Raw genomic sequence first — 7,275 nt, forward strand, 5'->3', positions numbered from 1 at the left:
AATATTATCTTCCTTTGGTTTATTTGTGAGCAAAGGACGCTCATTATTGTCGGTTTAAGCTAAACTTGTAATATGTTTAAAGATAGGAGTGTAAAAAGTCAAAAATACGGCTTTTTACACTTTTTTACTTAAAAAAATAAAGCTTGAAAATGTAAAAAGCCGTACTTTTAAAGATAAATCTGTAAAAAGCCGCATGGATTAAAGCTAAAATTGTAAAAAACCGGGCACTGTAGTGTGTGCAATTTAATCATTATCCTGGTTATCATCAGTTCCATAAACGTCTACCTGGGATGCCAGTCTTTTATGTTCTTCTTCTATAGCAGCATAGTGTTTAACAGTCGTATTTACGTCTTTATGTCCCAGAACATCAGCAACCATATAAATATCACTTGTTCTGTTATAAAGCGCTGTACCATAAGTTCTACGGAGCTTATGAGGGGTGAGCTTTTGAGTAAGTCCTGTGTTTTTTCCATATTTTGAAATCATATATTGGATGCTTCTTATCGATAAACGCTTATGCTGAAGAGATATGAAGAGAGCAGGTTCTTCAGAATCATTGAGTAGGGTAGGGCGTTCATGATTGATATAATCCCTCAGCGTATTCCGGATAATCTCGTTTATGTAGAGATGATCTTCATCGCCGCCTTTTCTGACGATAGTAATTGTATTTTCATCAAAATTTATATCTGAAAGATCAAGCCCTGCACATTCCGAGACGCGGATTCCAGTATTTAACAGAAGACTTACAATGGCCAGATCTCTTTTTGCAGTAGGTTCAGACATGACTTTGGAATGGTAACTAGCAGAATTCACAGCTGCGACAGAATCCATTAGAAGCTGAACCTGGTCAGGATACAGCCTTCGGATATCTTTCTTTACCTTTTCTTTCTTCTTTACAGCAGCTTTCACTGTGGGATCAATCTTAAGATAGTCATATTTGATCAGATATTTATAGTAATTCCGCACAGCCGCCATTTTTCTTGCAATTGCACGTTCTTTAGCAGGCTTTACATTTCCTTTTTTATCCGGTTTGTGGCCTGATGCAACATAATTTTGGAATTCATTTATGTCCTGAGGACCAAGATTTTCGACAACTTCAAAGGGGATATCTTTGATTTCAAGATTCTTGCACAGGGGATTCTTTTCCTTGAGAAATCCGTAGAAAAATAGAATATCCTGCGCATAATTTAAAGCGGTGCTTTCCTGATATTTGAGAAGACATTCCTCAACAAATCCATGTGTATGCTGAGGAAGAATGTTTTTAATGCTTTCAGTATCTTTACGGCGTTTCTGCCTCAATGAATTGTAATATTCTGAATTTTCACCCATGACTTAACTCCTCCGCTTTTCTAAAATAATCGTAACACAAAAGGGGAATTTTGTGCAATGATATTTGCGTTAGCAACGCGTTCCAGCGGGAGGTGGACCCCCTGTCTGACATCGTTCTTTATTGGCTTTATTTCTTTGTTGGATATTCCGTTAATTCTTCAAACTCATCTACCGGCATAGGCTTGTAGAAATAATATCCCTGCATTTCCTCACATCCAAGACTTCCGAGGAAATCAGCCTGTTCCAGTGTCTCAACACCTTCTGCGATAATAGAAGTTCCAATAGCATGGATCATCTGGACCATGTAGCTAAGTATTGTCCGACCCATCTTTTGGTCACCTGAACCGGTAATAAATCGAAGATCAAGCTTTATGCGATCAAGGATAACTTCTTTTAACATATTCAGTGATGAGTAACCACTTCCAAAGTCGTCCATTTCAACTTCAAAGCCTGCTTCACGAAGTTTGGTTGTTGTTTTGATGATGGTATCGGAGTTTTCGACATATGCGCTTTCCGTTATCTCAATACGAAGTTGACCAGGCAATAGGTTATAGAACTCTTTTAATGTATTAAAGTGGTCGGCTACATCAGGGTTCTTTACTATATCAAGTCTTGATAGGTTTACTGATACACACAGTTGTCTGCCCTGATCATTCCATCGCTTCAAATCCTTACACACAGTGTCCCAAACGTGACAGTCAAGATCATAGATAAGCCCAGCATCTTCCAAAACCGGAATAAATTCTCCCGGAGAAATGTTTCCATCCTTCTTGCTTTTCCAGCGGCAAAGAGCCTCTGCACCAGTTATCATCCCAGTCTTATAGTTGACCTGTGGCTGATACCATACTTGTATTTCCCCAGACTCAATAGCTGCAGGAAGGCGACTTGCGATACCGGCACTTTTCCTTCCCATGTCCCACTGCTTTGGGTTATAAAACTCAAATCCTTCTTTCTTGGATTCTCTGACTTTTCTTTCTGCAATGCGGGCATAATCAAGCATCTTATCCACGTTTATGTCTTTATAGTCATCAGGCATAAGAACATAAATACCAGAGCAGAGCCTTACAACAAAGTCTTTTCCACGATCGCTAAAATAATTGCGAACAGGAGTCAAAATATATTTTTCATCCTGAAGAATCTGTTCATTGCCGCCAATACATCGAAGGATAACAAAATGATCTCCATCATACCTTCCTATAGCTTCTTTATCGGTAAGTACTTCAAGGCTTCTCTCAGTCCAAAATTTTAACAGCTCATCTCCGGCCTTCCAGCCAAAGCTGTCGTTGATGAACTTAAAGTCTTTTATGTTGTTATAGGATATCGTATACGGTGTATCAGGGTTGTTAGTGAGTAGTTCCTCAACTTTTTTACGGAATCCATTGTGGCTGAGCACACCAGTGAGAGGATCGATATCCTCCATTATCCGCATCTTTTCCTTCTGCTCTTCAAAATATGCTTTCTGTCTTAGGACAAGCATTATAACAAGAGCAGCAAAAAGGATAGTCCCAATAATAAGGAAGTATTTATATTGGTAGAGATAGTCTTCAAAAGTATATACATAAAGATCTCTGGTAGTGTAATCAAGGGCTATAGCCTGTTTTTTGGTTTCAGGAATAGCTGCAATTCCTTCGTTCAGAAGTTCAATTCGTTTTTTTCCCTCTGGGGTTTCAAGAGTTCCGGCACGAAAATCCATTGAAAACATGGCAGAAGGCTGTACTTTAAGATCATTATAGGATGGCTTTTGAAGCACATAGCTCCACGCATATGAGTTATGTAAAAGTGCATCTACCTCTTCATTTCTAAGCGCTTTAATGCAATCAGCCATGGAATTGTAAAGGTTTATCGTTATTCCAGGGTATAACTGCTTTACAGTTTCTGCTACTCCGCCCTGTGATTTTAGCATGCCTACTCTGATGGTATTTATGTCAGAAATAGAGTGCTTATCTGTAGTCACAAGGGTAAATGGGGTCTGGATGAGATTGTCAGATACGATGGTCGCTTGACCAGATGCACTTGAAACAGCACTTCCAAAGGGCATAACAAGATCGTACTCAGTACTATCAAGAGCTTCCTTAAGATTTGATTCACTTATAGCTTTGAATGCGACATTGAAACCAGCTTCTTTGGCAGCGGATTCCATAAGATCAACGCCGATTCCTGCAATCTTGCCGTTGTCTTTATCAATGTAAAACATAGGACATCTGTCTACAGGCACACCGACTGTAAATTCTGTAGCAGGAGAATCAGACGAGGCATAAACAGGCGTCAAAAAGACTCCCAGATAGATTACCAGGAAAAGGAGGGCTATGCTGATAGTAGTATGGATCCTTTTTGATTTCATGATACACTCGCCTTATTGTTTGTTCTTTGCTTTAGATACTCACACTTCATTCTAACATTATTATGTTAAAATACGATAAATAATAAATAACAAATCGATAAAGGCGACTTCTAGTATTCCGGCATTGCTAACTTATGCGCATACGGGACTTGAACCAGGGATTCACGGAGCACCATTAGAACATAAAAAAGTGTTCCGACGCTATATGAGTCATCGGAACACCATAGACCGACGCAGCATGGCATTTCCATCCTTGCAATAGTAACATCCCTTATGTCCTTGTTACTGATAACTTCTGTCAGTTTCTCAGTGTAATCTCCCTCATCCGGTTTGGGACATCCGATCATTGTAAACCTGCCCTGCATCATAAAAAGAAAAGTATAAAACTTTATTCGACAGGGTAAATGAAACAACAATACTATAAAATTCGAGGCATTTAAGCTCTCTTATGTTTAAAGTGATGCTGTCTGGGTTTGTGCTTAAATGCAACTATGTTTAGAGGCTTTTCATCCTTTTTTGCATAATTCTCATATGCCTTCTTATAGTGTTTCTGTCCGGCCCAGATATCGTCAGCTACAGGCGCCCACTCTTTTGCGTAATCATCACACTTTGCACACAGATGCTCAACACTTTCTTCGGATTCTTCATTTGTACCATGAGCTTCTGATCTTTCGACCATATCCCTTAAAAGAGCCGGATTTTCAAGCATAGGGCACGGTCTTAAATGGTTCTTATTGAAAGGCTGGCCCTTATGGTATTCCATGAAAAGAGGACTTTGAAGCATCTCAAGTATTGAATGTGTATGTATATTCGTGTTGGAGAAGTGGATAAATACGCATGGCTCAGCAGCTCCGCTTGAATTGATGTGGAAGTAATTTCTTCCGCCTGCTATGCATCCGCCAACTGCTTCGCCATCATTCTGGAAATCCATAGGGAAGAATCCCAGGTCACATTTGTCACTTCTCAGGAATCTAATCTGATCCACCATCTTCTTTCTCTGTTCTACCGTTGGCATAAGCTCAGGAACAGCATTGTTTCCAACCGGCATATAGTGAAAGAAGAATCCAAATCTTGCTCCTTTTTCAGCTATAAACTCGATGAACTTAGGATCAGTAACTGCCTCGATGTTGTTTCTTGTATAGCAGATGGAAGTTCCATAAACTATTCCGTACTTTTTGAGTAGATCCATGGCATTCATTACTGCATCATAATGACCAAGGCCACGTCTTGCGTCATTAGTCTCAGGAGTTCCCTCGATAGAAAGCTGGAATGTGAGATTTCCAAGCCTTACAACTTCTTTACAGAAATCCTCATCAATAAGTGTTGAATTGGTATAGATAGAGAACTCAACATCATTGTGCTTTTCTGCCAGTTTCAAGATATCTTTCTTCCTTACAAGAGGTTCTCCTCCTGTCATCATGTAAAGATATACTCCCAGCTCTTTTCCCTGGGTAACGATTTTGTCCATATCTTCAAAAGACAGATTGTGCTTAGGTCCATAAGTACCTGACCAGCATCCCGCACAGTGCATATTGCAGGCGCTTGTAGGGTCAAAAAGAATAAGCCATGGGATATTGCATCCGTATTTTTCCCTGTTTGCCCTGATCATTTTTGTGCCTCTGAAAAATGCCTCATAGCCAAGATTGAGCATCATCATCTTTGCAACATGCGGATCTGTCTCATCTATTACTTTATTCAAAAACTTAACCCATCTGTTATCCGGATCTTTAAATGCCGCTCTTACTTTATCAAGGCTTTCTTTTCTGGCTCCATCTTTACCCCAGAATTTCTCTGCCTGGTCAACAAGCTTAAGATAAGTAGCAGTCCTGTTCTCCGTTTTATCGAGATTTGCAAGGAACCTGTCAATCAGTATGCTAAAAGCCTGTCTTTGTACTTTGTGAGAAATGTTTTTTGCTAATTCCATACTTGTTATGCCTCCCCAAACGATGCTACAATTATTCTGATGTAACAAGTGTAACGCCACAGCATATTAATAACAATGGCTCTACCATCGGACATGACAATATTTCGTTTAAGTGAACCGATGTTACATTCTTGCATTTTTTGTAACGTCGAGAGGGAGAAAAAATGAAAAGCTCAAAAGAATCTTTAACAGAAATGCAAAAAAAAGAAGTTCTGAGGATGAATAATAAGGAGTCCAATCAGCTGACAAGAGAGTGTCTGCAGCTTTCGCTTATGCATCTAATGAGCGAACACCCTTATGAGAAGATCACCATCAGCGAGATAGTACGCCGTGCAGGAGTATCAAGGACGGCGTTCTATCGAAACTATACAGATAAAGAAGATATCCTGCATGAGCTTGGGGATGAAATAATAAAGCGTATAGCGGAGATCAGCGAAAAGCCCGAACTGCACGAAAACCCACATCTGTGGTTCGAAGATATTTTTCGGGCTGTCAAAAACGATAAAGATATAATATCTCTGTTTGACCAAGCCGGAATTCTTCAGAATGAACTCTTTCTTGAAAAAGCGGTCTCAGAGCGGCTCTATCCTACAGCTGACCCAGAAAAGAAGTATCTCAGACTTGCTGCCGAAGCTGCCATTTTACAAATACTCATAAGCTGGTTCAGGGATGGGATGCAGGAAGACGAAAAACAAATGGCTGATATCTGCGTAAATATCTTTGATAACGCTTTGAGCAGACTGCCATAATTAACAAGGACCTCTTCTAACATGAGAAATGATCCTTCCTGGCGTAAACGAAGTAATTCTTGCGCATATGAAGCTTGACCCCGGAATTCCCTTAGCACCAATAGAACATAAAATTCCGATATAATGCTCATTCCAGCAAACTGGAATTGTTAGCACTCTGTCTTATTGCACCGGAGGCATAAAACATAAAATGCAATCGCCAGAAACTGTGATACCACAGACACAGTGACAAGATACACAGGATTCAAATCATACAGGGCACCGAGAAGCCAACTGCCCAAAAACCACGCAATACCAAATCCTGTCTCAAATATTCCGAAACCGGTGCTTCGCATGGAACGCGGGACGATTCCGCTGACAGCTGCTTTCATAATACTTTCCTGCGCACCCATTCCAATCCCCCACAGAATTATCCCAGCTCCGATCAACCAGGCATTTCCAGTCATAAAAACAAAACATGAGAAGAATGTGCTGCATAGTGTGGAAATGATCAGAGCCTTCAGCCCGACCTTATCATAAAGCCAGCCAAAGAATAGTGCAGCAAAGGCATCCACAGCCATTGCCCCAGCATATAGCAGGCTGAGCATGGATTCATTAAATGCTCCGGTATTAGCCGAATGAAGTGTGATCAGGGTGAAGTCTGCAAAGCCAAAAGCAAAAAAGCAGATGGCCGCCATGAACAGAACAAATGACTTCCTGAATTCAAAGCTTGCCGGTTTATCTTCCTGCTTTTCAAAGATCTCCGGATCAGGGTATCTTATCTTTGCTGTCAAAACAAGAGCTATGGTGATCATTGCAGGAACAAGCAGTATCGCAAAAGAGATTCTATATGTTGTAAAAAGGTCGTCTGTACCTTTTACAAGAGCTGTTACAAAAAGCAGTACCGGTCCGAGAAACGCGCCAAGCTGATCCAGAAACTCCTGATAGGCAAA

General features: G+C 40.4%; 5 protein-coding genes and 1 pseudogene. 1 reads left to right on the top strand and 5 read right to left on the bottom strand.

Annotated features, from left to right (window positions below; all coding sequences use genetic code 11):
- Positions 1–243: 243 nt before the first annotated feature.
- The 4 genes and pseudogenes from G622_RS23555 to G622_RS0117785 all read right to left on the bottom strand — a co-directional run bounded on the left by G622_RS23555 (position 244) and on the right by G622_RS0117785 (position 5,594).
- Entirely contained in the window at positions 244–1,329 is a 1,086-nt protein-coding gene (locus G622_RS23555; RefSeq protein ID WP_044958003.1) for a tyrosine-type recombinase/integrase, read from the bottom strand.
- Between the two features lie 127 nt (positions 1,330–1,456).
- Entirely contained in the window at positions 1,457–3,670 is a 2,214-nt protein-coding gene (locus G622_RS0117775) for an EAL domain-containing protein (protein ID WP_026511803.1), read from the bottom strand.
- Positions 3,671–3,894: 224 nt separating this feature from the next.
- Positions 3,895–4,023: pseudogene (locus G622_RS27185) on the bottom strand (4Fe-4S ferredoxin); the annotation flags it as partial.
- 83 nt (positions 4,024–4,106) lie between these two features.
- Positions 4,107–5,594 carry a radical SAM protein gene (locus G622_RS0117785; protein ID WP_026511805.1) on the bottom strand — a complete coding sequence of 496 codons (1,488 nt, stop codon included), beginning with the start codon at positions 5,592–5,594 and terminating at the stop codon, positions 4,107–4,109.
- A gap of 164 nt (positions 5,595–5,758) precedes the next feature.
- Between G622_RS0117785 and G622_RS0117790 the strand changes: the two genes are divergently transcribed.
- Entirely contained in the window at positions 5,759–6,343 is a 585-nt protein-coding gene (locus G622_RS0117790) for a TetR/AcrR family transcriptional regulator (RefSeq protein WP_013282475.1), read from the top strand.
- A 149-nt stretch (positions 6,344–6,492) separates the two neighbouring features.
- On the opposite strand, the gene G622_RS23560 is transcribed toward G622_RS0117790, so the two are convergent.
- On the bottom strand, positions 6,493–7,275 hold a 783-nt coding region (locus G622_RS23560; RefSeq protein WP_044958004.1), incomplete at its 5' end, for an MFS transporter.

Origin of the sequence: Butyrivibrio sp. LC3010 (assembly GCF_000424385.1) — a bacterium.
Lineage (GTDB): Bacteria > Bacillota > Clostridia > Lachnospirales > Lachnospiraceae > Butyrivibrio.

Coding starts and splice junctions, on each gene's coding strand:
- G622_RS23555 (WP_044958003.1), bottom strand. CDS start 1,329: ATGGGTGAAAATTCAGAATATTACAATTCATTGAGGCAGAAACGCCGT.
- G622_RS0117775 (WP_026511803.1), bottom strand. CDS start 3,670: ATGAAATCAAAAAGGATCCATACTACTATCAGCATAGCCCTCCTTTTC.
- G622_RS0117785 (WP_026511805.1), bottom strand. CDS start 5,594: ATGGAATTAGCAAAAAACATTTCTCACAAAGTACAAAGACAGGCTTTT.
- G622_RS0117790 (WP_013282475.1), top strand. CDS start 5,759: ATGAAAAGCTCAAAAGAATCTTTAACAGAAATGCAAAAAAAAGAAGTT.